At 44.8% G+C, this 25,455-nt stretch carries 19 protein-coding genes, 1 pseudogene and 1 riboswitch; of the genes and pseudogenes, 12 read left to right on the top strand and 8 right to left on the bottom strand.

From position 1 onward, the window contains the following. Positions 1-270: 270 nt before the first annotated feature. Positions 271-981: a hypothetical protein gene (locus VB775_RS00455; protein WP_281007490.1), complete on the top strand. Its 711-nt coding sequence runs from the start codon at positions 271-273 to the stop codon at positions 979-981. 175 nt (positions 982-1,156) lie between these two features. Here the strand turns inward: VB775_RS00455 and VB775_RS00450 are convergent, their stop codons facing one another. Further along, positions 1,157-2,602: a folate/biopterin family MFS transporter gene (locus VB775_RS00450; protein WP_281007491.1), complete on the bottom strand. Its 1,446-nt coding sequence runs from the start codon at positions 2,600-2,602 to the stop codon at positions 1,157-1,159. Between the two features lie 353 nt (positions 2,603-2,955). Between VB775_RS00450 and VB775_RS00445 the strand changes: the two genes are divergently transcribed. The 3 genes from VB775_RS00445 (at position 2,956) to VB775_RS00435 (ending at position 5,997) form a co-directional block, all read left to right on the top strand. Beyond that, complete coding sequence (locus tag VB775_RS00445) at positions 2,956-3,570, top strand: nucleoside triphosphate pyrophosphatase (protein WP_281007492.1); 615 nt, start codon at positions 2,956-2,958, stop codon at positions 3,568-3,570. Next, positions 3,567-5,357, top strand: coding sequence for a 2-succinyl-5-enolpyruvyl-6-hydroxy-3-cyclohexene-1-carboxylic-acid synthase (menD, locus tag VB775_RS00440; RefSeq protein ID WP_281007493.1), 1,791 nt, complete (start codon positions 3,567-3,569; stop codon positions 5,355-5,357). The genes VB775_RS00445 and menD overlap by 4 nt, the downstream gene beginning before the upstream one ends. Positions 5,358-5,427: 70 nt before the next feature. Continuing rightward, positions 5,428-5,997 (top strand): Uma2 family endonuclease, encoded by a 570-nt coding sequence (locus tag VB775_RS00435; RefSeq protein WP_281007494.1) that lies wholly within the window; start codon positions 5,428-5,430, stop codon positions 5,995-5,997. Positions 5,998-6,031: 34 nt separating this feature from the next. Here the strand turns inward: VB775_RS00435 and thiO are convergent, their stop codons facing one another. Both thiO and VB775_RS00425 read right to left on the bottom strand, forming a co-directional pair. Continuing rightward, positions 6,032-7,063: a glycine oxidase ThiO gene (gene thiO / locus VB775_RS00430; RefSeq protein WP_281007495.1), complete on the bottom strand. Its 1,032-nt coding sequence runs from the start codon at positions 7,061-7,063 to the stop codon at positions 6,032-6,034. Between the two features lie 104 nt (positions 7,064-7,167). Continuing rightward, positions 7,168-7,827, bottom strand: coding sequence for a class I SAM-dependent methyltransferase (locus tag VB775_RS00425; RefSeq protein WP_281007496.1), 660 nt, complete (start codon positions 7,825-7,827; stop codon positions 7,168-7,170). Between the two features lie 267 nt (positions 7,828-8,094). Between VB775_RS00425 and VB775_RS00420 the strand changes: the two genes are divergently transcribed. The 8 genes and pseudogenes from VB775_RS00420 to VB775_RS00385 all read left to right on the top strand — a co-directional run bounded on the left by VB775_RS00420 (position 8,095) and on the right by VB775_RS00385 (position 18,419). Further along, the gene (locus tag VB775_RS00420; RefSeq protein ID WP_281007497.1) at positions 8,095-9,126 is read left to right on the top strand and encodes a chlorophyll a/b binding light-harvesting protein; all 1,032 of its coding nucleotides are present in this window, start codon (positions 8,095-8,097) and stop codon (positions 9,124-9,126) included. A 193-nt stretch (positions 9,127-9,319) separates the two neighbouring features. Beyond that, positions 9,320-9,958 (top strand): Crp/Fnr family transcriptional regulator, encoded by a 639-nt coding sequence (locus VB775_RS00415; RefSeq protein WP_281007498.1) that lies wholly within the window; start codon positions 9,320-9,322, stop codon positions 9,956-9,958. An 89-nt stretch (positions 9,959-10,047) separates the two neighbouring features. Continuing rightward, a complete protein-coding gene (gene fldA / locus VB775_RS00410) occupies positions 10,048-10,557 on the top strand; it encodes a flavodoxin FldA (protein ID WP_281007499.1) in 510 nt (169 codons plus the stop codon). A gap of 514 nt (positions 10,558-11,071) precedes the next feature. After that, a complete protein-coding gene (locus VB775_RS00405) occupies positions 11,072-11,995 on the top strand; it encodes a FecCD family ABC transporter permease (RefSeq protein WP_407073013.1) in 924 nt (307 codons plus the stop codon). A 2-nt stretch (positions 11,996-11,997) separates the two neighbouring features. After that, positions 11,998-12,864 carry an ABC transporter ATP-binding protein gene (locus VB775_RS00400; protein ID WP_281007501.1) on the top strand — a complete coding sequence of 289 codons (867 nt, stop codon included), beginning with the start codon at positions 11,998-12,000 and terminating at the stop codon, positions 12,862-12,864. Between the two features lie 611 nt (positions 12,865-13,475). Beyond that, positions 13,476-16,142, top strand: coding sequence for a TonB-dependent hemoglobin/transferrin/lactoferrin family receptor (locus VB775_RS00395; RefSeq protein ID WP_281007502.1), 2,667 nt, complete (start codon positions 13,476-13,478; stop codon positions 16,140-16,142). A gap of 330 nt (positions 16,143-16,472) precedes the next feature. Continuing rightward, a pseudogene (locus tag VB775_RS26305) lies at positions 16,473-16,826 on the top strand (VOC family protein); the annotation flags it as partial. Between the two features lie 669 nt (positions 16,827-17,495). Continuing rightward, positions 17,496-18,419 carry an ABC transporter substrate-binding protein gene (locus tag VB775_RS00385; protein ID WP_281007504.1) on the top strand — a complete coding sequence of 308 codons (924 nt, stop codon included), beginning with the start codon at positions 17,496-17,498 and terminating at the stop codon, positions 18,417-18,419. A gap of 212 nt (positions 18,420-18,631) precedes the next feature. Here VB775_RS00385 and VB775_RS00380 read toward each other — a convergent pair whose 3' ends face one another. The 5 genes from VB775_RS00380 to VB775_RS00360 all read right to left on the bottom strand — a co-directional run bounded on the left by VB775_RS00380 (position 18,632) and on the right by VB775_RS00360 (position 24,852). Next, complete coding sequence (locus tag VB775_RS00380) at positions 18,632-19,660, bottom strand: iron ABC transporter permease (protein ID WP_281007505.1); 1,029 nt, start codon at positions 19,658-19,660, stop codon at positions 18,632-18,634. 166 nt (positions 19,661-19,826) lie between these two features. Then, positions 19,827-21,047, bottom strand: coding sequence for an ABC transporter substrate-binding protein (locus VB775_RS00375; protein WP_281007506.1), 1,221 nt, complete (start codon positions 21,045-21,047; stop codon positions 19,827-19,829). A 140-nt stretch (positions 21,048-21,187) separates the two neighbouring features. Continuing rightward, positions 21,188-22,054: a (2Fe-2S) ferredoxin domain-containing protein gene (locus VB775_RS00370; RefSeq protein ID WP_281007507.1), complete on the bottom strand. Its 867-nt coding sequence runs from the start codon at positions 22,052-22,054 to the stop codon at positions 21,188-21,190. Positions 22,055-22,117: 63 nt separating this feature from the next. Beyond that, positions 22,118-24,253: a TonB-dependent receptor gene (locus VB775_RS00365; protein WP_323216604.1), complete on the bottom strand. Its 2,136-nt coding sequence runs from the start codon at positions 24,251-24,253 to the stop codon at positions 22,118-22,120. Positions 24,254-24,486: 233 nt separating this feature from the next. Further along, positions 24,487-24,852, bottom strand: a complete 366-nt coding sequence (locus VB775_RS00360; RefSeq protein WP_281007509.1) for a DUF1636 domain-containing protein — start codon at positions 24,850-24,852, stop codon at positions 24,487-24,489. A gap of 303 nt (positions 24,853-25,155) precedes the next feature. After that, a riboswitch (cobalamin riboswitch) is annotated at positions 25,156-25,328 on the bottom strand. Between the last annotated feature and the right edge of the window lie 127 nt (positions 25,329-25,455).

Raw genomic sequence — 25,455 nt, 5'->3', positions numbered from 1 at the left:
GGGGCGGCAAAGCCGCCCCACATAAACTTAAGCCATAATTTTCTTGTGGAGAGAGGCAAAGCCGCCCCACAAAACCTTAAGTTATAACTTTCTTGTGGAGAGAGGCAAAGCCGCCCCACAAAACCTTAAGCCATAATTTTCTTGTGGAGGGAGGTTTTGCAGCCACCATAAAAACTTAAGTCATAACTTTCTTCAGAGGGAGGCTTTGTCTCCCTCACCAACTTCATAGTGCAGCACATCCCAAACTTGGGTTTATTTTTGAACTTTGCCATGAATGTTAATGCTACAGATTTACTGGCGATCGCCATATTTACAATTACGATGATGTCTTTGGTAGGGACGATGGCGGGATTGTCTCCAATTGTTCCTAGTGCGATCGCCATTACACTACTTAGCATATGGGGACTTGATGTTGGCTTTTGGCAAGGGAAATTTGGAGCCTATGCTCAAGCGTGGCTGAGGGCGCGATCGCCTAAATACCGCGAGCGCGTTTCCTATCACGAAGCAGGGCATTTTCTAGTGGCGCATGTATTGGGATTTAAAGTTGTCAAATATGCGATCGCGGGTATCGTTGGCCGATCGTTAGGTGAGATCTTAGCTGATGAGAACTTTACGGGTATCGAAGGTGGTGTAGAAATCGAGACTGCTGATGTGAATAGTTCTGGCAATTTAGCAACCAATTTATCAGCTAATTTACTTGATCGCTACAGTACTCTCTATATGGCAGGTATTGCGGCTGAACAACTGATGTGCGAAGGCGAAACTGAAGGTGGTATTGATGATATGCAACGCCTAAGGCAAGCTATTTCCCATTTACCCAATCCGATGACCCAAGAGCGTTGGGCGTTATTAAATGCTCGTAATTTATTAAGCGATCGGCGTTCAGTATTAATTAAGCTTGCCGAGAAAATGCTTAATGGCGCAAGCGTCGAAGATTGCTGTCAAACCATTGATCAAGAACTATCTTTACAAAAGAACTAAGAGCGTCACTTTCTGCCGCTCTTAGTTCTTTTGTAAGGAGGAGGATTTGGAGACCAAATCCCTACATTTTTATAGGTAGGGGCTTGGTTTCCAAGCCCCAATCTCTGCTGAGGATATAAACCCCAAAGGTAATGGTGGGGCGAATTACCGTCATTATCTTTGGGGTTGAGCGTTGCTATAAATTGAGTGCCTCTTCAGTAGTGACAATAGGAATTTGAGGAGAAGTTTCTTGCTTAATATTTTTCTCTTCGGGCAACCACTTTAAAAGAGGTAATGGCAAAAGACTGGTGAGATTGGCAATTAAAACCAATAACCATAAATTGTCAAAATTAGATTCAGTAACGCCTAATAGATAGGTCAAACCTGCTCCTAGTTGAAAAGAACATAGCGCTGAAATATTCAACACCGACATTAACAAAGCAAATAAAGTCGCCTCGATGCCTTCAGGACATAGCCGCGCTGCTAACACCAGCACAGGCATAAAAGCAATTCGCCCCGCCACAGTCAAAATTAAGTTGTCACCAAGACTAAACCAGCGATCGTCAATACCAAGTGAACGGTTGGCATGGGTGACTAGCAATAAACTTGTAAGTCCCAATAAAGTCGAGACAATCGTTGTCCAGAAGAATATCTTGCGGGTTGGTACACCTCTAAAAAAGCGCTGAAATAGCCATACACCTAATAATCCCGCCCAACTTCCAAAGAATCGAATTGTCCCAAGAAACTCAGGATTAAAGTTCAGTTCATTGGTTGTGAAATAGAAGAAAGCAGTATCTGCACTTGGTGAAGCTTGCCAACAGAACAAGAAAGCGGCTGGTAGCCAAATCGCCTTATTGGTAAAGGCTTGACGTAATTGGATAAAGTTAAACTTGAGCGACATCCAGATCTGTGAATTTCGCGATAACTGTTCTGGCTTTTCTGGCTTTGTGAATGCTTCTGTCGGTGATGATGGTGTACCATCGGCGGAATTATGAGCAGGATCGGGAGTCACAATAAAAATTGTAGACATGGGAGGATCGGCGATCGCAAAGGCTGAAATGCCCACCAAAAGCGGCAAAATCGCTGTAATTTCAAAAACGAATTTCGCGCCAAAATGTTCTAATAGATAGCCACTCAAATAAGCGGAGATGATTGCCCCGATCGACGAAGCAATCCAACTAAAGGACTGTAATGATCCTGCATCGCCTTCTGGTTCTAGTCGGGCGCGTTGGACAATCAGAGCATCGGTAATCGCATCAGAGAAAGCAAGGGATAAGGAACCAGTCGCAATCATAGCGATCGCCCAAAAGGGAGTCGTGACCCATGAACTCATGCTTACCCATGCAAAAATTCCTAAAACGCTTGATAGCAATAGGTAAGGGCGGCGACGATAGCCAAAAACAGGAAATCCGTCAGAGATTAAGCCATATAAGGGTTTAACCGTCCAAGGTAACATCGTAATGCCAACCATTGAGGCAACTTCCGTAGGGCTAAGTCCCAAGTCATCCTTAAGGAAGAAGCTGACGGCAAGTTGCGAAATTGCCATTGCTCCTTGCACAAAATAAATTATTGCGATCGCCCCCAACTCTAGGTCAAACGAGCGCCCTCCTAGTCTTTTGAGCCAGTCTGATTGGATTAGCACGATACGATTGCCCAAATATTAAGAAACTTTAATCTAAGTATATTTTAGTATCAATCCACAAAAGTTGATAGCCATCGTCAGAAGACAATGCTGGCAATCACTAACTGATTTTAAGCGGATGGAATTCTTGCAATCATACTAAGTCTAGGGCTGGCACGGGGGCGCAGCCCTACAAAATCTGAATTATCGGGGTAGGGGCAATCCCCCCGTGGTTGCCCTGCTTCGCTAGCAGCAAGAGATTCATCATCTGATTTACAAGTAACATGAGTCACTAACGAAAATAGGGTAGGGTAAATAAGAGGAAAGTTAGCGCAGATTCTGAATATTCTCTCTTTTTTACTTTGTTAGATCCTATGTCCAATCCTATTTTTGTCCTTGCTTCCGCTTCGCCCACACGCAAGAGCATTTTAGAAAATGCTGGTATCAAGCCAGTAATCAGAGTGAGTCACTTTGACGAAGAGGCGATTCAGGTGAGCGATCCCACATCATTAGTAATGACCTTGGCGCAATGCAAAGCCAAAGCGATCGCCGCAGAATTTACAGGACAGAATGCATTAGTTATTGGCTGTGACTCAATCATGTATCTCAATGGCATGATTTACGGCAAGCCTGACTCCAAACAAACGGCGATCGCCACATGGCAAAAGATGCGCGGCAATTATTGCGAACTCTATACAGGACATTGTTTGATTGATGCTAACAATGAGCGATCGGTTCTGCGATACGGAGTAACTAAAGTCCATTTCTCAGAAGTAACTGATGCGGAAATTGATAGCTATGTGGATTCGGGCGAGCCACTATGCTGTGCAGGATGCTTCACTTTGGAGAAATTGGGGGGATTGCTAATTGATAAAATCGAAGGATGTCATACCAACGTTTTGGGATTGAGCTTACCGATCTTGCGGCAAATGTTAGCCGAACTGGGTTACAGCATTCACTTTAGTGAGAATGGAACTGTAATCAGATGAATACTGCCAATCGGAATACGCTCTGGGCAAGTATCGTTGCTGAAGAACTCTATCGCTCAGGTGTACGCACAGTTTGTGTGTCTCCTGGATCAAGGTCTACGCCGCTTGTCATCGCTTTTGCAGAATTGCGCGATCGCTGTCCTGATTTTCAGATTTTAGTGCATATTGATGAGCGATCGAGCAGCTTTTTTGCCCTAGGTTTAGCGAAGGTAAAAATGACTCCTGTGGCGCTACTATGCACATCGGGAACTGCCGCAGCTAATTACTATCCTGCGATTATAGAGGCTTATTATAGTCAGATTCCCCTTGTGGTCTTGACTGCTGATCGCCCGCCAGAAATGCGTGATTGTGGCTCAGGACAGACTATCGATCAGATTAATATTTATGGAAAGAATGTTCGCTACTTTTTTGAAGTAGGAACACCAGAGATTCTTGGTTTTCGACTGCGTTATTTGCGATCGCTAATTAGCCGTTCTGTCAGCATATCCATGGGCAAAGGAGACAGCCCCGCAGGTGCAGTTCACCTCAACTTCCCCTTTGCTGATCCGATGCCACCTTTGACTGTGGCTAATGATGTGCCAGAAGATTTAGCACTCAGCAGTCCAGAAGCCATGTTTGGTAACCCATCGGGAGCCGCCTATAGTCAAGTCATTACGGGAATGAGATCGCTCGGTACAGATGCGATCGCGGCTATGGCAAATCAGATTATTAGTCATCCTAAGGGTGTGCTAGTTGTGGGTGTATATGACGCACCCCCAGATTTTTTAGATGCTGTCCGAAAACTCGCCAAAGCAACGGGTTATCCATTGCTGATCGAAGCCACGGGAGCGCATCGTCGGGATGAAATTGGACATTATGATAGTTTTTTGCGATCGCCGAATTTCTCTAAGGCTCATGCTCCTGAAATCGTGATTCGTTTTGGAGCAATGCCAACTTCTAAAAGCTACATGCTATGGCTACAGCAGCATATTGGCTGTCAGCAAATCGTCGTTGGCAGTACCAATAGCGATCCGACCCACGGAATTACTCAAGCGCTAAATGTTCAGCCCGTTAACTTTTGCTTGCAATTAGCCAATTACTTAGAAAATTATGCTCAACCCATTTGGCAAGATAAACAATGGCGCTTAGATTTTGAACTAGCAGAGAGTATCGCCGAACATGCGATCGCCGAATCTCTTGCAGAAATTGATGAATTGTTTGATGGCAAAGTTTATGCAGAACTCGCCGAGATTCTACCTGCGGATACCTATATCTATGTAGCCAGTAGTACGCCGATTCGCGATCTTGATACATTTTTCCATAGCGATCGCCCGATTACAGTTTTAGCCAATCGTGGTGCAAATGGTATTGATGGAACGCTATCAAGTGCGCTGGGTGCAGCATGGGGATGCGATCATTCGATGGTTCTCATCTGTGGAGATTTAGCGTTCTATCATGACCTCAATGGATTATTAGCGGCGAAAAAATATAATATTTCACTCACGGTAATTCTGCTCAATAATGATGGAGGTGGTATTTTTGATTTACTACCCATTTCCAAATTTGAAGATACCTTTGAAGAATTCTTCGGAACAAGTCATGGACTAGACTTTGCACCGATTATCTCGGCATATAGTTGCGAACATATGCTCATTCAAGATTGGCAAGATTTTCGCGATCGCCTTACTAGTTCTTTGAGTGCTAAGGGAACGCAAGTTTTAGAAATTAGAAGCGATCGCAAGCGTAATAAAGAACTCCATTTTGCGATCTGGAATAAAGTGATCGCAACTTGCGATCGTAATTTCTAAAACTACGAAGGGCAGAGCCTCGCTCCGACCTTCGTATATAATTGAATCAAAGTTGGGAGGCTAAAAACTCATGGTACTTGCAACAACTAAGCGCTACACCGTAGATGAATATCTCGAACTAGAAGAAAAAGCCGAGTTTAAAAATGAATTTGTCAACGGAGAGATCATACCTATGGCAGGAGCAAGCGCAAATCATAATAAAATCTCTCTTAATTTCTGTCGTCTTTTTCCCTTGTCGATTCAAGAGCAGGAATATGAGATATTTATGAGTGATATGCGTCTATGGATGCCAGATCATAAACGCTATACTTACCCTGATGTTTTGGTAGTAAAAGGACAGCCAATTTTTACGGATGAGAAAAAAACTGGAATTACTAATCCCTGTTTAATTGTCGAAATTCTCTCTAACTCCACAGGAGAATACGATCGCAAAAATAAATTTAAGCTTTATCGCTCTATTCCTAGCTTTCAAGAATATATCCTTGTCGATCAAACTGACTATGGAATAGAACAATATGCAAAACAGGCTGATGGTAAATGGATTTTATCCGACTATGTGGGTGAAGATGCAATTCTGGAACTGGAATCGGTAAATTTTGAAATTAGTTTGCGAGATTTATACAAGCGCATTACATTCTAGTAACTTAAAAGCCATGTTTCGCATGGCTTTTAAGTTACTGCAAATAGATAGAATCGGTTATGCCATCAACCATAAAATCGGTGATTAGTTTAGCTGTAATTGGTGCGAAGAGAATCCCATTACGATAATGCCCTGTCGCCAAAACTAGATTCTCATAATCACTAGCCCCTAGTAGTGGAACTTCATTAGGAGCATGGGGACGGAATCCCCACCATGTTTCAGTGATTTGCATATCAGCGATCGCAGGATATACAGCAATGGCTCTGTTTAATAATTGGGCAATTCCTGCGGCGGTATTACCCTGCGAGAAGCCATTATCCTCAACCGTTGCACCGATCACAATAGTTCCATCTTGGCGCGGCACAATATAGCAACTTGGCGCATAAATCACCCGTTGTAATTTACGATCACCATCAAATACTGAAAGCATTTGTCCTTTGATCGGCTTAATCGGCAAAGGCAGCAGCGATCGCGTCCAAGCCCCTGTTGCCAACACATAGCGATCGCTTTGCAATTTACCAGCACTAGTATCAAGATGTGTGACTCGCTTTTGATCACGCACTATTTGATAAACTGTCGTGCCTTCTAGGATTTTAATTGAGAGCGATCGCGCAGTCGTTAATAAAGCTTGCGTAAGTTTGCGATTATTAACTTGTCCATCTTCAGGTAACCAGAGAGAGCCTAAAATCGCTTCTCCCAAGCCAGATTGACGCTTACGAGATTCTTCACGGTTAATATATTTGGGATGTTGAGAAATAACTTGGCGATCGCTTTCTTCTAAAACTGGAGCGATCATCCCACAACACCAGTAGCCGCAGTCTTGCCCTGATAATCGCATCAAGTTCGCTATCCATTGCGGATACATTTCCCGACTGCGAATCCCAAATTCTAGGAGATCTCCCTCTAGTCGTTCTGCTTCAGGTGCGAGCATTCCCGCCGCCGCCCATGTCGCGCCACGTCCACAAATATCACGCTCAACCACAGTCACGTTTGCGCCTTTTTGAGAAAGGGCGATCGCTGTCGCTAAACCAATAATCCCGCCGCCAATTATTAAAACATCAGTCATTCTATTTTGCCAAATTCATATTGCTATAGCGCTTTGCGCTAAATTAAAACCCCAGATTTTTTAAAAAGTGAAGCTTTGCTCCACTTTTTAAAAAATCTGGTGGTTTAGTTTTCAAGTTCGCAACGAGTTGCTACTACAGCATAAAACGGATCGCTGCTAGCCATACCAAACATTGCTAGAAGAGGAGAACTGGGCGGCACATTTGCCACTAGTTCAGGACGGGAAAACCCTTTCGGCACAGAAGCAAAATACTTGAATACTAACTTAGTGCGATCGCTTTCTTCAGCATCCCGCCATGCTTGAATCGCTTTTTGATAAAACATCCGATTTGAGAAGCTAATAATTGCGATGCCGCCAACTTTGAGAATGCGATGAATTTCCGCAAATACGGCTTCTGGATATTGCAAATACTGCACTGAGACTGTGTTTAATACAGCATCAAAGGATTGATCGGCAAAGGGTAATACCTGTTGCTGATTGAGATTTTGGACAAAATAATGATTTAAGCGCGGATTTCGAGCCAATTCCTCAGCATTAAGTCCATGTCCCTCAATATGAGCAAATTCTATCTCTTCGGGCAGATGCGACACCCAACTACTCATCAAATCAAGAATTCTTGTATGGGGCTGCAATCGCTGACGATAAAGCTCTGTCAATTGCTGAATAAAGCGATCGTCTACATGGGTGACAAAGCGCGGATAGTCATAGAACAGCGCATCATCAGAGTTATCAAGTTTTGTACGTTGTTCTGAGGCAAGTTGCATAGATAGTTAGCAAAAGAGATAAGAACTTAATCATACTCAAATTTGATAAGGGATCTGCGATCTAATGAAGAACCAACGTTTTGGTGGCGCGGCTACGCCGCGCCACCAAAACAGCTATTGATTAAGTTTTGTTAAGAATTTTAATGAAAGTAATTGTCAATAAAGAGTTGTCTAGTAAGATTGACTAAGAAAAATTATTGCAAGTAATTCTTATTAGTTGAATCTCAAATTTTGACTTTTGAAAACTTACTGTTGATCTAGGTAGCTATGCAAATCTCTGAAAATCCTAACGTAAAATCTGATTGGTGGGCAGGAAATGCCCGTTTTGCCGATCTTTCTGGTCTATTTATCGTAGCCCATGTCGCTCAAGCCGCTTTGATTACCTTTTGGGCTGGCGCGTTTACTTTGTATGAAATCTCTTGGTATCGAGCCGATTTGCCGATGGGTAGCCAAGGTTTGATTTTACTACCCCATCTTGCTTCCTTGGGTCTTGGTGTTGGAGAGGGAGGTACTATTATTGATAGTTATTCCTATTTTGTGATTGGCTCCCTGCACCTGATCTCTTCCGCAGTTTTAGCGGCTGGAGCCTTATTTCACCTCACCAAAACCCCAGCTAGTCTTAAGGAATTAAAGGGTTTTGCTAAGAATTTCCATTTTGAATGGAGTGACTCGCGCAAATTGGGGATCATCTTGGGACATCATTTGTTGTTCTTGGGCGCTGGTGCATTATTGCTGGCTGCCAAAGCAATGTACTGGGGTGGGCTTTATGACTCGACTATTCATGCTGTCCGAGTTGTAACTGTACCAACCCTCGATCCATTAGTGATCTATGGTTATCAGACTCATTTCGCCGATGTCAATAGCCTTGAGGATCTGGTTGGTGGTCATATCTATGTGGGGCTGATGCTGATTGGTGGTGGAATTTGGCATATTGTCATGCCGCCAATGGCTTGGGCAAAGAGAGTCTTGATTTTTTCTAGTGAAGCTATTCTGTCCTATTCCTTAGGAGGAATTGCATTGGCTGGTTTTGTTGCCTCTTACTTCTGTGCGGTGAATACACTTGCTTATCCTGTGGAGTTCTATGGCGAAGTTTTGCAAGTGAAACTGAGTGTGATGCCTTTCTATGCTGACACAGTATCCTTACCTTTGGGAGCGCATACTCCCCGTTGTTGGTTGGCTAATGCCCATTTCATTCTTGCCTTCTTCTTCTTGCAAGGACATTTGTATCATGCACTGAAGGCGATCGGCTTTGATTTTAATCAAGTGAGTCGGGCTTTGAACATGACGACTGCGGAATAACCTTGCTTTCAAAGGCGTGGCAAAGCCATGCCTTTGAAAAGAGAAAATATTAGAGAATATTAGAGAACAAAATCATGGCGATGTTTCTTGGGAGTCTGCTCACGATCGCTTCATTAACTTATCTGGTCAACTTTTGGTTACTGATGACCTTGATCCAGAGGTAAATATATAGAGATTTATAGAGGTTCAAGTCATGAATTCCACATTTGTTAAATTAGCTGACAATCATTTATCAATTTCGATCACTCCCCCCAAGGTCTTACACCTTCTCAATCACGGACTTAAGATCTACAATTTCAAACGTTACGAATACATTCCATTGCGTAATGATGTGTTGTGGCAGATTAAAACAGGAATTGTGCGAACCATGACTTGGGATGAGGAAGGTAACCAAATTGTCTTGGGACTGTGGAGCGAAGGCGATATTATTGGTAGCCTCATGTCTACCCTTGAGCCTTACCAGATTCAATGTTTAAGTAATGTCGAAGTAGAATTATTGCCATCGATTTTGTGGGAGCAAGCTTCTAGTGCGATTATTGCCCATTGTCACCAAACCCAACATTTACTGAGTATTTCCCATTGCCGCACAGTTGATGTCAAGTTGAAGAAGTTTTTGATTTGGCTATCGGAGAAGTTTGGTAAACCCTGCGATCTCGGTATTTTGATTGACCTCAAGATCACGCATCAAGACATTGCTGACACAATTGGCTCGACTAGAGTAACAATGACGAGATCTTTAAATCAACTAAGACTTGATGGATTGATTAGTTGGAAAAACCACTATTTGACATTGCATTCAAACTTTAGTGATAGGTCATTTTCTGCTTTATAAGAAGGTTTTATAAGAGATATTTGCAATCAAATAACCTCAATAAATTACTAACAATTACTATTTAGAAATCATTGAATTAGAGAAATATCATGGCTAAGATTGGTTTGTTTTTTGGTACTCAGACTGGTAATACTGAAAGTGCGGCTGAAGAAATACAGAAAATTTTTGGTTCTGGATTGGTTGATTTGCATGATGTTGCCAAAGCCGACGCTAGTGATTTGGTAGGCTATGATTGCTTGATTATTGGTTGTCCGACTTGGAATATTGGTGAGTTGCAATCGGATTGGGAAGGCTTATTTCCTGAACTTGATGATCTTGATTTCTCTGGTAAGAAAGTTGCTTATTTCGGTTGTGGTGATCAGGTTGGCTATGCGGATAATTTCTTAGATGCGATCGGTATTCTCGAAGAGAAGATCGCGGAACGTGGCGGTAAGACCGTTGGTTATTGGTCAACGGAAGGCTATGAGTTTGATGAATCTAAGGCAGTTCGCAATGGTAAATTTGTCGGGCTGGCTCTAGATGATACCAATCAATCAGATTTGACTGAGCAGAGATTGAAAAAATGGGTAACGCTATTAAGGGCTGAGTTCGGTGTCTAAGAAATCATTTAAGAATTGTCTAGATCCCCCCCCTTGCGAAAGCTAGGGTGTACACACAAGTTTCTCTGTCTGCGTTTCAGTGTTTAGATCCCCCCCCCAGCCCCCCTTAAAAAGCTACCGTGTACACACAAGTTATCAGCTATAGCATGAGTTACGAAAGATCCCCCTCAATCCCCCTTGCAAAGGGGGAAGAAGAAAATTCTCCCCCCTTTGCAAGGGGGGCTGGGGGGATCAAAACCTTAAAACGTAGTCAGAGAGACTTGTGTGTAACACAGTTAAAAAGGGGGGAGAATAAATTAAATTATCTTCTTCCCCCTTTTTAAGGGGGATTGAGGGGGATCTCTTAGAGTCTCTGACCGTAGGAAATAATTCTTAAATGGTTTCTAAAGAATTCTTAGGTTAATTTAGATTAATGGTAGTTCAGAAAGTAAATCAGAAAGTTAAATTTAATTATTTGCTGCGCGATCGCTTCTTGCCCACGTTAGGTTTGTTGACGATTGGACTGCTATTGACAATGGCAGTTTCCCTATGCAAAGGAGCAGTTCCCCTCAGTTGGAACGAACTCTGGCAAGCGCTTTGGCATCAAGGCGAATCGATTAATCAAACAATTATTTGGGAATTGCGATTACCGCGTATCATTGCCGCGATGGTGGTCGGTGCGGCTTTGGGAATGTCAGGTGCTTTACTGCAAGGAATGTTGCGAAATGGGCTTGCCGATCCCTTTGTGTTGGGCATTTCCGCAGGTGCGGGACTCGTAGCGATCGCCATGATTACGCTCGGTGTAGTCCAGACTTTAGTTCCCATAGGCGCATGGTTTGGCGCGATCGCTACGGCAATTCTCGTTTATACCCTTGGTTATTTGGGCGGAGGACTTTCCGTTGAGCGCTTGATTTTGGCAGGTGTGGCGATTAGTTCTATGTTTGGCGCAATCCAAACCACTCTGCTCTTACTTGCGGATGATGGCAGAATTCAGTCGGCGCTAAATTGGCTGATTGGTAGCCTGAATGGGCGTGGCTGGGCTGAGGTAAATAATGTGGGTCCCTATGTGGGTATGGCGCTAATCGCAGGTTGTCTATTAGCGCGTCCATTGAATTTGCTGAATCTTGGTGACGACCTCGCATCAGGTTTGGGAACTTCGCTAGTGCGATCGCGTTTAGCGATTGGTGCAGTAGCAAGTTTACTGGCGGCAAGTGCGGTGAGTATGGCGGGACTAATTGGCTTTGTCGGCTTGGTTGTGCCGCATGGTGTGCGCTTGCTAGTCGGTTCTGATTACCGATGGATTTTGCCATGTTCCGCGATCGGTGGTGCTTGGGTGTTGACGCTAGCGGATTTGCTGTCGCGACTCGGCACGGTGGAATTACCTGTGGGCGCAGTGACAGCGTTGCTTGGTTCTCCATTATTCATCTGGTTACTCTATCGGCGCGGTCAGAGAGGTTAGTAATGGATAATCATGATTCCTATAATCTTGCTGAAGCATTGCTAGAGGCTCGAAATCTAGTCGGTGGCTATGGTAAGCAGACAATTTTGCAGGATGTGTCCCTATCTCTCCATAAAGGCGAATGGTTGAGTTTAGTAGGTGCAAATGGTTCAGGCAAATCAACTTTGTTGAAGCTATGCAGTCGAATTCTGACACCGCAAACGGGAACGGTTTTACTGGATGGCAAAGCAATCCATCAACAGCCTGCCAATGTTGTCGCTAGGCAGTTAGCGATTTTGCCACAACAGCAAACGATTCCATCGGGATTGACGGTGCGACAACTAGTCAGCCTTGGACGCACACCCCATCAACCTTGGTGGCAATGGGATCTGAATGTCGAGGATCGGCAAATGGTGGAAACAGCGATCGCTCAAACTCAACTCACAGAATTAAGCGATCGCCCCGTTGAGCAGCTTTCAGGTGGTGAGCGCCAAAGAGCTTTCCTAGCCTTAACCCTAGCGCAAGATCCTCAAGTTCTCTTATTGGATGAACCAACCACATTTTTGGATTTGCATCATCAATTAGAACTATTGGAACTGCTGAAGACGCTCAATCAAGAGCGGCAATTGTCAATCGTTACGGTGCTGCATGACATTAACCTAGCGATGCGCTATAGCGATCGCCTAGCGATGTTAAAGCATGGTGTGATCAAAGCGATCGGGCGATCGGCTGATGTGATCACTCCTGAAAATCTGCGTCAAGTCTTTGATGTGGAAGCAGTGACGCTCATTACGCCTGTGGGTTTGCAGATCTGTTTGCTTTCGCCATCGCATACTTTAGTCAAGAGTCGCGATGTGAAGCCCTCACCCCCCAGCCCCCTCTCCCATTAAGGGAGAGGGGGAGTAAGACGAATCTCTTGTTCCCCTCTCCCTGAATGGGAGCTACGGTGTACACACAAGTTATCAGCTATATCGTGAGTTACTAATGATCCCCCTCAATCCCCCTTGAAAAGGGGGAAGAAGAAAATTCTCCCCCCTTTTTCAAGGGGGGCTGGGGGGGATCTAAACCTTAAAACGTAGACAGGAAGACTTGTGTGTACACGGTAGCCCATTCAGGGAGAGGGGGAGTAAGACGAATCTCTTGTTCCCCTCTCCCTGAATGGGAGCTACGGTGTACACACAAGTTATCAGCTATATCGTGAGTTACTAATGATCCCCCTCAATCCCCCTTGCAAAGGGGGAAGAAGAAAATTTAATTTATTCTCCCCCCTTTTTTAAGGGGGGCTGGGGGGGGATCTAAACCTTAAAACGTAGACAGGAAGACTTGTGTGTACACGGTAGCCCATTAAGGGAGAGGGGGAGTAAGACGAATCTCTTGTTCCCCTCTCCCAAAAGGGGAGAGGGGTTAGGGGTGAGGGTCTTACAATTCCAAACAAAAAGGGCAAGCGCCAACTTGCCCTCAAATATCGAATTTATCAATATCAAATCGACATCAATATCATATGAAACTTCATTACATTCTGCTCAGGAATGCTGCTTTTTTATTGTTTAGCATTCCCGCTCTGGTTTTCCTTGAAGACGTAGCGATCGCTGAAAATGTTCCCAATAACTTAGCAATTCTCACAGAAAACAAGGGGCTTAAGCCCCTTGCCTCACAACTTGCCCAAGCCGCCCCTGTACAAATCACCAATGTGCAGATCAATCCCACTAGCAGCCGCTTAGAGATTATTCTGGAAACCGCAGAGGGGCGATCGCTGCAAATTGACACTAATAACTTTCGGATTGAAGGTAATAATCTCGTTGCTGATATTCCCAATGCGGTGTTAGCAATTCCCGATCAGCAGGAATTTACCAGCGCCAATCCCACGGCAGAAATTAGTAACATCAGCCTGACACAATTAGAGGGAAGCACGATCCGCGTCAATGTGGCTGGCAAAGATAAACCGCCTGTGCAAGAAGTCACTTTAAAAACTCAAGGTGTTCTCTACAGCCTCAATCGCGATGATGATCCCGATGAAGAGATTACGATTACGGGGGCAAGGCGGGCGCGTCCTGTGAGACTCACCCCTGGTTCGATTAGCGTCATTGATGCCGACAAAATCGATCAAAATCTCACCCAAGATCTGCGCGATCTTTTTCGCTATGAGCCTAATGTTTCTGTTGGTAACAATCGCCGCTATGGATTGCAGGATATAAATATTCGTGGACTAGGCGGTAATCGCGTTCTCATTCTCAATGATGGCGTGCGCCTTCCTAATCAGTTTTCCTTCGGCACACCTTCAATTGGGCGTGACTATGTGGATATTGAGACTTTGCAACGAGTAGAAGTTGTGCGAGGGCCTGCTTCGGCACTCTATGGCAGTGATGCCCTCGGTGGTGTGGTCAGTTTCCGTACCATTGACCCAGAGGATTTACTCAAAAAGCGTCCCGATCAATCGGTTGTGACCAGTCTATCCACCAATTACGAAACCACCGATCGCAGTTTTACAAATACCGCCGCGATCGCTTTTCGAGATGGCAATTTTGAAGGCTTACTGGGATATACGCGCCGTGATGGAGCCGAGGCAAGGGTTCCCACGGGTAACGAGTTTGTCGATAGCCGTAGCAATGCCCGAAATAATTGGCTTGCGAAATTGGTATATCGCATTGATTCCACTAGTAAGATCGGCGTGGCGGCGGAGATTTTCCGCAATCGCGATGACTTTAGACTTGCGCCGATTACAGTGGCAGGCTTGCTAGGACCAGCAGGATTTCGGGGGCAGGATGAAACGATCAATTACAACACTTCCCGCGATCGCTTCAGTATTTCCTACGATTACAACGATCCCAACAGCACGGGATTCTTAACTGCCGCCAAAGCGATGCTCTATTACCAAAATGCCAATGTCGATGAATTTCGATTTACCGACTTTGTGAGAACAGGGGCAGGCGTGGATCGCCGTCGAACTCGCAATCTTGCAAACACCTTTAGCGATCGCATCTTGGGTGGTGAAGTTCAATTCCAAAGCCAATTTAAAATCGATCAGATTCCGAATATTCTCACCTATGGATTTGATATTTCTAACACCAGCAATCAAAGGATTCGCAATGGCATCGAAAATCGTTTTAATGCGGCTGGAACCAATATCCTGAGTACCAATGTGGTTGGTGCTGACAGTTTTCCAGTTAAAGATTTTCCTGATTCTGATACCTTCCGTTTAGGGATATACGCCCAGAATGAATTTAACTTTAGCGATACCTTCTCCGTAATTGCAGGTTTGCGCTTTGACTCCTATAAACTCACCACCAAACTCGATCAACTTTTTCTTAATAATTCCCCCAGTGTGATCGCGGCGGATTTCAGCGATTCGGCAGTTTCCCCTAGTCTTGGCTTTGTTTGGCAAACTACCCCCGAATGGACGTTAGTGGGACGCTATGCCAAGGGATTCCGCACTCCCTTATATAGTGAAATTAATGCTGGTTTTACAAATCTAACTAATCCTTTCAATCGCTATCAAACCCTCTCAAATCCTAACCTCAGACCAGAAACCAGTGACACCTTTGAGCTAGGGATTCGTGCGAACTATCCCCAGTTTAATTTTGCCCTGACAGGCTTTTACAACAGCTATAACAACTTTATTCAATCCTTTGCGAGCTTAGGTAGGGGAACGGTTAATGGCATTCCCAATGTCAACCTCTTTCAGACTCAGAACGTGGCGCGAGCGAGTACCTATGGCTTTGAGCTAAGTGGTGAATATCGCTTTAGCCCTGAAAAGCATGGCTTTAGCCTCATTTCGGCTCTGGGTCTGACCGTTGGCGACAATTTGACTACCAATCAACCTTTGGAAACCGTCGATCCAATTAAGTTAGTGACAGGGCTGCGTTATCGCGCTCCCGAAGATCTATGGGGTGCAGATTTGATCGCCACCTTTGCGGGGCAGCCTCGACTCGCCAGTAATCGTCCTGCCAATTCCTATACGCCCCAAGGCTATACTGTGATTGACCTGACAGGATTTTATAAGATCACTCCCCAACTCACTTTAAATATGGGCATCTTCAATTTATTTAATAGTCAATATTTCCTCTATTCCGATGTACGTCCCTTGGTTACGGCTCCTGCGCCGACGGATCTGGCTAGATTTGCCCAACCAGGAGTCAGTTTGAGAGCAGGTTTGACTTTTGTGTTTTAAATACCCTCACCCCCCAGCCCCCTCTCCCATTAAGGCTACCGTGTACATACAAGTCTCTCTGTCTACGTTTCAGGGCTTAGATCCCCCCCAGCCCCCCTTAAAAAGGGGGGAGAATAGATTAAATTTTCTTCTTCCCCCTTTTTAAGGGGGATTGAGGGGGATCTTTAGTAACTCGCGCTATAGCTGATAACTTGTGTGTACACCGTAGCCCATTGAGGGAGAGGGGGAGTAAGACAAATTTCTTGTTCCCCTCTCCCTTAATGGGGAGAGGTGCCGCCATCGGTGAGGGTTGTATTGATCAATTCTTTTTCTATTCAGGAGCAATTAAAAGTGACTATTCAATTCCGACATATCATGCTGATGATCAAAGATGTGCCTGCGGCGGTGAAGTTCTATCAGGAAGGCTTAGGGCTAACGGTGGTCAACGCCAGTCCCAACATGGCAGAACTAGATGCAGACGGCACAAAAATCATCATCCACGGTGCTGAGAATCAAGCCGAAGTAGGCGGATCGCCTATTCTTAGTTTTCATGTCGCTGATTTGCAAGAGACGATCGCCAAATTAGAATCCCTCGGCGCATCCTTACAGGGGCGGGTGCGTGAACCCTCCTTTGGTAAAGTTGCCGCCATGCGATCGCCCGAAGGACATTTGCTAAGCTTGTTACAACCAAAATCTTCAAGTGAGAGGGCAATGTCTTTTGAAGAAGCGATCGCCTATACCGAGACCCTGCTATCGCGCACCGATCTTGATGATGCTCAACTGCAATCGGAAATTACCAATCTTGTCAAAACCGCCAATGGAGCTAGAGGCTTTTTCGTTTGCTTCTTGACAGGAGAATGGGAACTTGCCGACAACCCTAGCCCTGCAATCATTCAAGCTTTGCAAGCCGAACCGAATGCGATCGCTGAATTGCTAGTCAAAAACCTCGCCATGTCCACCGCTATGGCAATTACTCATCGCCGCAATGGAGATGCAGAACAAGCACAAGGTTCCGATCGCGTGGCGAAACGCACATCTCTATTAATTGAGAAAGTCGATCTATCTGAAGTGCAAGCGATCGCTACTCAAATGAAGGATTCGGCTAAGACCAATGCTGGAGACTATGCCGCTTTCCTTGAGAAATGGGGCTATGACGATGAGCAGAAAATTGCGATCGCTAATGTTTTAGGTTAGCAAAGAGATCCCCCTCAATCCCCCTTGTAAAGGGGGAAGAAGAAAATTCTCCCCCCTTTACAAGGGGGGCTGGGGGGATCTTTCCTTTTGCTCATCGAAAGTAATTCGTAGATTTGTAGGGTGCGTTACGCTTCGCTAACGCACCCTACGCAAGATCCAAATTATCAATGGCTTATAATTATGATTTATCGAGTATTTCAATTTATGCGATCGCTAAGAAATTGGGTAATTATTTCCCTAATCGCCATATTTACCATAGCTTGCAACCCTGCGATCCCTTCCCAATCTACGGCTCCAACAACACCCGTACAATCCCCAACCGCCGAGGTTAAACCCGTTGGCGCTTCTAAAGTGGTTGCTTTAACTTCGCTTTCCGCCGATATTGTGCATCGCTTAGACAAAACGAAACTAGTCGGTATTCCTGGAAGTCGCTTATTGAGAGAGAATGCCGAAATCTCTAAAATCACCCAAGTCAGCGAAGGACAAACCCCACCAAATTTAGAGAAAATCATTGCCCTCAAACCTGACTTAGTAATTGGTGCATCAGGGTTTCATGATCAGGTTCTTGCTAAGTTGAAGGAGCTAGGTATTAAGACCATGACCTCTAGCATTACCAGTTGGCAGTCCTTAGAGGAATTAACCAAGGCGATCGCCACTGAAATACAAGTCGATCCCACCGCTCTAATTCAGTCCTATCAATCACTAATTTCTGCTAAGGCGACTACTCCCAAATCAACCCTCGTTCTCGTCAGTTCGCAGCCTATTCTTGCACCTAATAAAAATAGTTGGGCAGGGGATTTATTAACTCAGTTCCAAATTAATAATGCGGCTGCCGAGTTACAAGGTCAAAGCCCTATGCGAGGCTACATAACACTTTCAGCGGAAAAGGTTTTAGAAGCGAATCCTCAGGTTCTCATTCTCGTTGATGTTGGTGATGGCACAATTAATAAATTAAAGGAAACTCCCTTTTGGAATAAGCTCGATGCAGTGACCAGCGATCGCGTTTACACCTTCGACTATTTTGGACTAGTCAATCCTGGAAGCATTGATGCAATTACTAAAGCATGTAACAAGTTACAGGAGATTGTTAAAACCAATGCTTGAGATCTCTCCATAACATTTTCAACTACAAAAAGGATGGTCTTAACATCATCTTTTTTGTAGTTGAAGGCTTTCCCGAATATTATAGAGAGCCTAAGTGAGTTGTATGATGTGGAAAATTGTGAAACTACGCCTAAAAGCGACGTACTATCACAATCCATTTAGGATTGCTATAGTTTATATACTGATGCATCTCTTCTCTAAAGAAAATAGTGTTACTTTCTTCTCAAAATTGTCCAGACCACAATCGGTGCGCCTAGGAGAGATGTTACGGAATTGAGAGGCAGTAGGGTTTTGTTGGGTAATTGCGTAACTAGATCCGCCGCGATCGCTAAGTTTGCGCCGACTAGGATCGTGGCGGGGAGAATAATTCGGCAATCGGTGGAGCGAAATAGGGCGCGACAGAGGTGGGGGACAGCGACACCGAGAAAGGCGATCGGTCCACAGAATGCGGTGACGGTTCCTGCTAATAGGGCGACATTGATTACAATTCCTAATCTCAGTTTAGAAATTTGTGTGCCTAAACTGCGGGCTTGCATTTCCCCTAGCAGCATTGTATTCAGGGGCTTGATTGCGGCGATCGCTAATAATAATCCCAGCGAAATTGCGCCACATAGCATCGGTAATCTTGCTACCGTGACCCCTGCGAAACTGCCAAAAGTCCAGTTGATATAGGATTGCACCCGTTCGGGGGAACTGAAATAGAGCAAAATATTCACCACTGCGCCTACGCCATAGCCCATCATTAGCCCTAAAACTAAGAGAGTGGTGGAATTCTGCACAAATTTGGAAGCGATCGCCACTAAACCCATGGAGAAAGCTGCACCAATACAAGCGGCGACTAAGGTGGATTCGCTGCCTAATACGGCACTGACTTGTCCTAATGCCTCCGTTGCCAGAATAGCGATCGCTACGCCTAAACTGGCTCCAGAGCTAACTCCCAATACAAAGGGACCCGCTAAGGGATTACCAAATAGAACCTGCATTTGTAAGCCACTGACGGCGAGGGCGGCTCCACAAAAGATGGCGGTAAGAGCTTTAGGTAGCCGAAATTGCCAAAAAATCTGCGCCCAGCCTGTCTCAGGGGATTGATGAAGTATAATTTTGACGAGATCGGGGAGGGGAATCCATACGGAACCCACAACTAAGCTGGCGATCGCGCTTAATCCTAGGCTGATTAAAAGCGCGAGAAAAATTAGGGCGATCCGATGTTCTTTTAAGGAATATTTCAATGGGTAATCCATTCTTCTTGTTTATCCCTAACTTTTTGGGAAGTTACCTTATACATATAATTCATCAGCTACATTTTTATTCTTAAAGATCCCCCTCAATCCCCCTTGTAAAGGGGGAAGAAGAAAATTCTCCCCCCTTTACAAGGGGGGTGGGGGGGATCTATTATGGTATTGCAAATCATGGTTCAATTTTGCGGTAATAGAAGAGTTGATGATCGGGCATGAGTTCGGGATGAAAGATTTTTACAAGATCGGCGAGTACGACATCGGGACTGGTAATGCCGCTTTGCCAGTAGTCATTGCCACCTGTGGGACTGATGCGGGCATTGGCGCTATACATCTGTCCAGTTTGCCAAGCTTGAAAATCACGATAACGGATATCGGCTTTGGGAATGTCTTCTTTCTGTTTCCAATCTTGACTACCATTGAGCCAAAAATCTGCCGATCGCCCGCGTCGATAGACTTCTTCAAAACTGAGGGGATTACTGCCAGAGGTGGGATCGTCTGCCCAAAGATATTCGGCTCCCGCATCGGTTAAATACTTTGCCACATAGCTTTTGCCACCTGCCACATACCAAGTACCATTGCGATGAAATCCTGTAACTACAGTGGGCTTATTTTGAGCGGATTTGGCGATCGCCGCCACCTTTTCATAGCGAGCTTCCATCTCATCAAAAACTTGATTAGCGCGTTCTTCCTGATTAAAAAATAGGGCTGTAAACTTTAGCCATTCCGCCTGTCCGAGGGGACTAGATTCCATATATTCAGCATTCAGCCCCACTTTCAGCCCTGCTTCTAGAAGTTTAGGATGGCGATCGCGTTCGGGGCTGCCAGTGCCGAAGGTGGTCACGAGGGCAGGGCTGAGGGCTAATATTTTTTCCACATTAACGGTGCTGCCCCGTCCCAGATCCTGTACTCCTTGGCTTTTGAGTTTTGTTTGAGTTTGCTGTCCATAGACCAGATCGAGGCTACTCATAGCAACGAGGCGATCGAGCAATCCCAGTTTCTCTAAGTGGGCAAGATGGGTGGTGGAGAGAATGGCGATCGATGGTACGGGAACTTGGATGATTTGGTCGGCGCTAAATCCTTCGGGAATCGGCGTGCCGCATTGCACCAGCACATAACGGAATACCTGATTAGCGTTTTTCCAAGGTTGTTTGACAGTGATGATTTTGTAATGCTTATGGTAGGACACATCAAAGCCGAGCGCGTGCTTAATCTTGGTTTTGACAGGAAAATAATCGCGATCGCTTTCGTATTTAGTAATGCAATTTGAGGAGGTGTTAGGGCTTTTAGAAGCCAAAGAATTGTTGGGAGCAGGAGAACTAAGGGCGATCGCGCAACCAGTTCCCATAGCCGCCAAACCTAGGCAGAGCAAGCTTAGACTGAATTTACGCATAAATCTTTTGAACATTCTTTTGGGATGATTTAGATTTAGAAAAGATACCCCCCAGCACCCCTTGAAAAAAGGGGGGAGAATTATCTTCCTCCCCCTTTATAAGGGGGATTGAGGGGGATCTAGTCAATTTTCAATTAGAACTAGGGATAAACGTGCTTAGCTACTGGCTGACCTGCGACTAGATGCTCCTGTACGATTTGTTTCGCAGTTTCAGGAGTTACTCGGCTGTACCAAGTGCGATCGCCTGAATAGAAAACCACAGGTCCCATTTTGCAAACCTCCAAACAGCCAGAAACGCAAACTTCCACATCTTCCAAATTTGCCTCCTTGACGGCTGATTGTAAAGCCTCGTAGATGGGCTGATAGTTGCGTGATGGCAGACAACGACTAGATCGGCATACCGAAATATATTTCTTATTAAGGGGATTGCGATCGTAAGGGAGTTCCTTTGCCCCTAAAATGTAAGTTTCCCTTAGCTCCTCATACAACTTCAACTTTTCCAAGTTTGGCTTGCGCTCTGAGAGCAGATCCTCATTGTCACCAATAAAGGGATTAGGTAAAAAGAAAGTCATCATCTTCACCCCTGCGCCATTCCAGAACTGAATTCCCCAACTGCGTGGTTCTCCTTCAGGATTAAGGCGGCGATAGAGGGCAGCGCGGCTGACCAGACGGCTTTGGATCTGCTCAATTGGTGTGCGGCGATCGGGACCACCAATATTTTCAGCGATGCAGAGATGTAAATGCCATCCTTCCGTCACTACGGTCAGATAGCCATCATAGAGTTTAAAGATTTTCGGTGGAGCATTAAATTCCAATTCCAAGACGCTGCCATCCACCATGTGACCAATGCCAATGTCCTGCCAACGCTCTTGACAGAGATGATGCAGCAAGGGAGCCGTTACATCAAGATCGGTGGGAAAAAATTCATATTCAATTTGACCGCCATTGGGTAAGGGTTCAATTTCGGTGAGATTAAGGGGAGTGACAAGGCGGGAGAAGGTGTTCATAGTTGTTTATTAATTTAATGAGGATTAGGGCGGCGCGAAGCGCTGCCCTAATCTGTTGATCGGTTAAAACTGAAAACTTAAACTGCCGCGAATCGTGCGCCCACCGTCGGGAAAACCTGCAAATAGCTGAAAGCGTTGGTCGAAGATATTCTCAATACCAAGGGTCGCAGATATTTGGGCGGTGATGGGAGCGCGAAGTCGCAGGTCGAAGGTGGTCTGTCCAGACAGAAATTCGGTATTCAGGTTATCAGTGGGAAAACCACTAAGGGAATTCATGAATAATCCTGCATACCATCCCTGCGGATTTTCGTAGGACAGCCCAATATTCAGTTTATTTGCCCCTGCAAAGCGGAGTTCCTTGCCATTTTCCCCTGCGTTGACACTGGAGATGATGCGCGGATCATTGAGCGTGTAGTTGGCAGCAAGGAAAAAGTTGGGAACAATTTGCAGATTTAATGATGCTTCCAGTCCATTTGTCACCACCTGACCGAGATTCTGGAAAGTGCCAGAGATGCCATTGACGGGCGGCGCAATTCTTTGGAAAGCAATCAGATTAGAAATGTTATTGGAGAAAGCGGTCAGCCGAAACAAACCAATATCGCCTAACTTTTGATCGATGCCGATGTCATAACTGTCGCCAGTTTCAGGTAAGAGGTTAGGATTGCCGATATTCGTGGGGTTGGCATTAAATAAATTGGCGATTGTGGGGGTGCGGAAGTTGCGGATATAGTTTGCCCTAACAGTTGTGGAATCAGTGAGCGCATATTTAATTCCTACCGATGGCGTGGTTGCCGAACCATTTACTAAGCTGCTGAACTCTTGCCGCAGTCCTGCGGTAATATTCAATCTATCCGTTAAATCGTTGCTATATTGAGCAAACACAGCCCCTTGGGAAATATTGGCATTATAACTAGGGGTAAGCACGTTGGTAGCAAGGTTTGTGGTTTCACTAATCGCATTGGTGGAGCGATAGTCAAAGCCATAGGTGAGGATCTGTGTGGGCGCAAATTTCCAATTGTGCTGAATTTGAAAACCGAGGCTATTTTGACGGGTTTCAAATCGCTGTGGAGTTCGTGGCGTATTTGTCAGAACGGGAGGATTGCCAACAAGGGTATTAGCGGCGGTGGTGCGGTTGTCAAAGCGCGTATTTAAGCGATCGCTAAAAGCTCTCACCAACAATAGCGAGTCATCCCCTTCACCTAACTTCTGTTCCAATCCTAAATCAAGAAATACCTGATCGGTAAATTTGCGATTATTATCGGTGAGACTATTAAAAAATCCTTGCCCAAACAAGGGATTGGCAATTGGCACACCCCCAGGGGTTCCCTGATTTTTAGCAAGATAGAAGCCTGTGAATGAGAGTTTTGTGCGATCGCTGGGCTGATATTCTAATTTGATGTTCGTGTTATTAGCGATCGCGTCATTATTCGTTCTGACACCACTAAAGCCGACTTCAGGAATGCTAAAAGGATAGTTATTTTGAGCCTGTGTGCGTGAAAATCCCACTAAATAACTAAATTCACCGACACGCTGACTCAGTTGTAATGACTGCTCATTTAAGCCATAACTTCCTAATTCCACCTTGGCATTAGCCGTAAATTTTTCCGTTGGGCGGGTAGTAATGATGTTAATAATCCCACCGATCGCATCGGAACCATAGAGAGTCGAACCACCGCCTGGGATGACTTCAATCCGTTCGATAATACTGGCGGGAATTTCTGATAGGTCAAAGCCACCACCACCAACATTATTCACGGGGCGACCATCGATCAAAATCAAAACTTGATTGGTATTGGAACCCCGAATAAATTGACCACTAAGGGCATTGAATTCTGTGCCAACAGTGCCGCCACCAAGAATACTGGGCAGAAATTTCAAGGCTTCTTTGGCAGTTCTTGCACCCTGTTGTTCGATCTCTTGGCGATTGATCGTGTAGGCAGGACGAGTGCCATCCTGCAAGGTTGCATCACGACGTTGAGTGGAAGTGACGGGGCGATTGAGGATTTTGCCAGTTACGGTAATGTCAATTTCAGGCTCCTCATCTTCCACCGCGATCGCTACAGGGATCACCATTATCGAAAGCCCCAGCAGCATCCAAGACAATCCAACAATTTGAAAAGATTGGACAAGAAAATATTTTGTGAATTGGCTTGATAATTGACTTAATAATTTATGGGTGAAGCCGTTCCTTCTAGTCATTAATAGAATCCCTAGGTTTATTACAAAAGTTTTAAATGGAGTCTCTGAATGAGGGGATTGTTAAATTACTTGAAGTCAAATTTTTAGAGTTTTTGCATAAACAAAATCAAGAATGATAATCATTCTCATAATTTAACATTTACATATAGGTGGTAATTGTGTCAACCCTAATTACCTATCGATCGAATCACAGGAGATTTGAGTGCAAAGCTCTGTAACCGTTGTGGGAAAATCTATGAAGGCGGTAGTACCACAAAAAGTTTGCGCTTGATCGCCTCTGGACGCTCTTGGTAGGGAACGGCTCCCGTGGGATGCTCTAAATATTGTTGGCAAAATTGCGATACATCAGTTGCCGCCTCTAACGGGTGCAGATCGCTAAAAATAAACGTATGCTTATTCGCTCCTGTAAAGGCAACCGCACAGGCGCGATCGCAAGCTGCCATACACTTCACAGGCTCAACTTGTAAGCGATCGCCTAGTCCTGCCAGATTCTCGCTGAGAGCATTAAAAAGATGCTGTCCACCTCTCAAGCCTTCATATTCCTTTTGGGTATTGGAAAAACGGCAAAGGGTACAAACAAAGAGTTTATGTTGAGTCATTCTGTCTATCTCGTGTTTACTTATTTCGCACAAAAAAATTCAGTGATTTCTGTATTTCTCAAATTTTTCCAATGAGAAACTAGCCAAATATTTGGAATGGAATAGATATAAAGAATCTCAGAAAAGTTGGCAAAAGCTCTCTTAACTTTGATTTGAGATAGATCGCTGCGAATGCAAAAAAAGACAAATTAGTGAATAGTTTGCCCAATGGTCATATAAAGATGTGAATATGACAAGCTGTCTAGCTTGCCACGGCAAAGCTTTGATAGAATCACTCATTCTGTAACTCGCAGATGGGATATAGGTTTACAAGAGTTGTTTGGTGGGCATCCTGACTCGAAAAGCTTGTTAAGAAAGATCAATTAATGATCAATCAACTTTCATCACAGTTGCGGTACAGCGTCGGATTTACACCGAACTTTCCCCGTTTCCTCTAGTGACTGCTCCTCACTAGAACCAAACAATGTACTGAACTATATCAGTATGATTGCAACATAGCAAATGACCCATCAGAATTGCCGCAGAAAATTAAACGAAGCTACCAATTTTTGGTAGTGAGGCTTCGCCTCGCCATCAAAAATCTTAAATTACAGAACCCTTTGT

The organism is Pseudanabaena sp. CCNP1317 (assembly GCF_034931345.1).
Lineage (GTDB): Bacteria > Cyanobacteriota > Cyanobacteriia > Pseudanabaenales > Pseudanabaenaceae > Pseudanabaena > Pseudanabaena galeata.
Note: the sequence above shows the minus strand (reverse complement) of the source record. Positions and strands in the feature narration are given on the sequence as shown.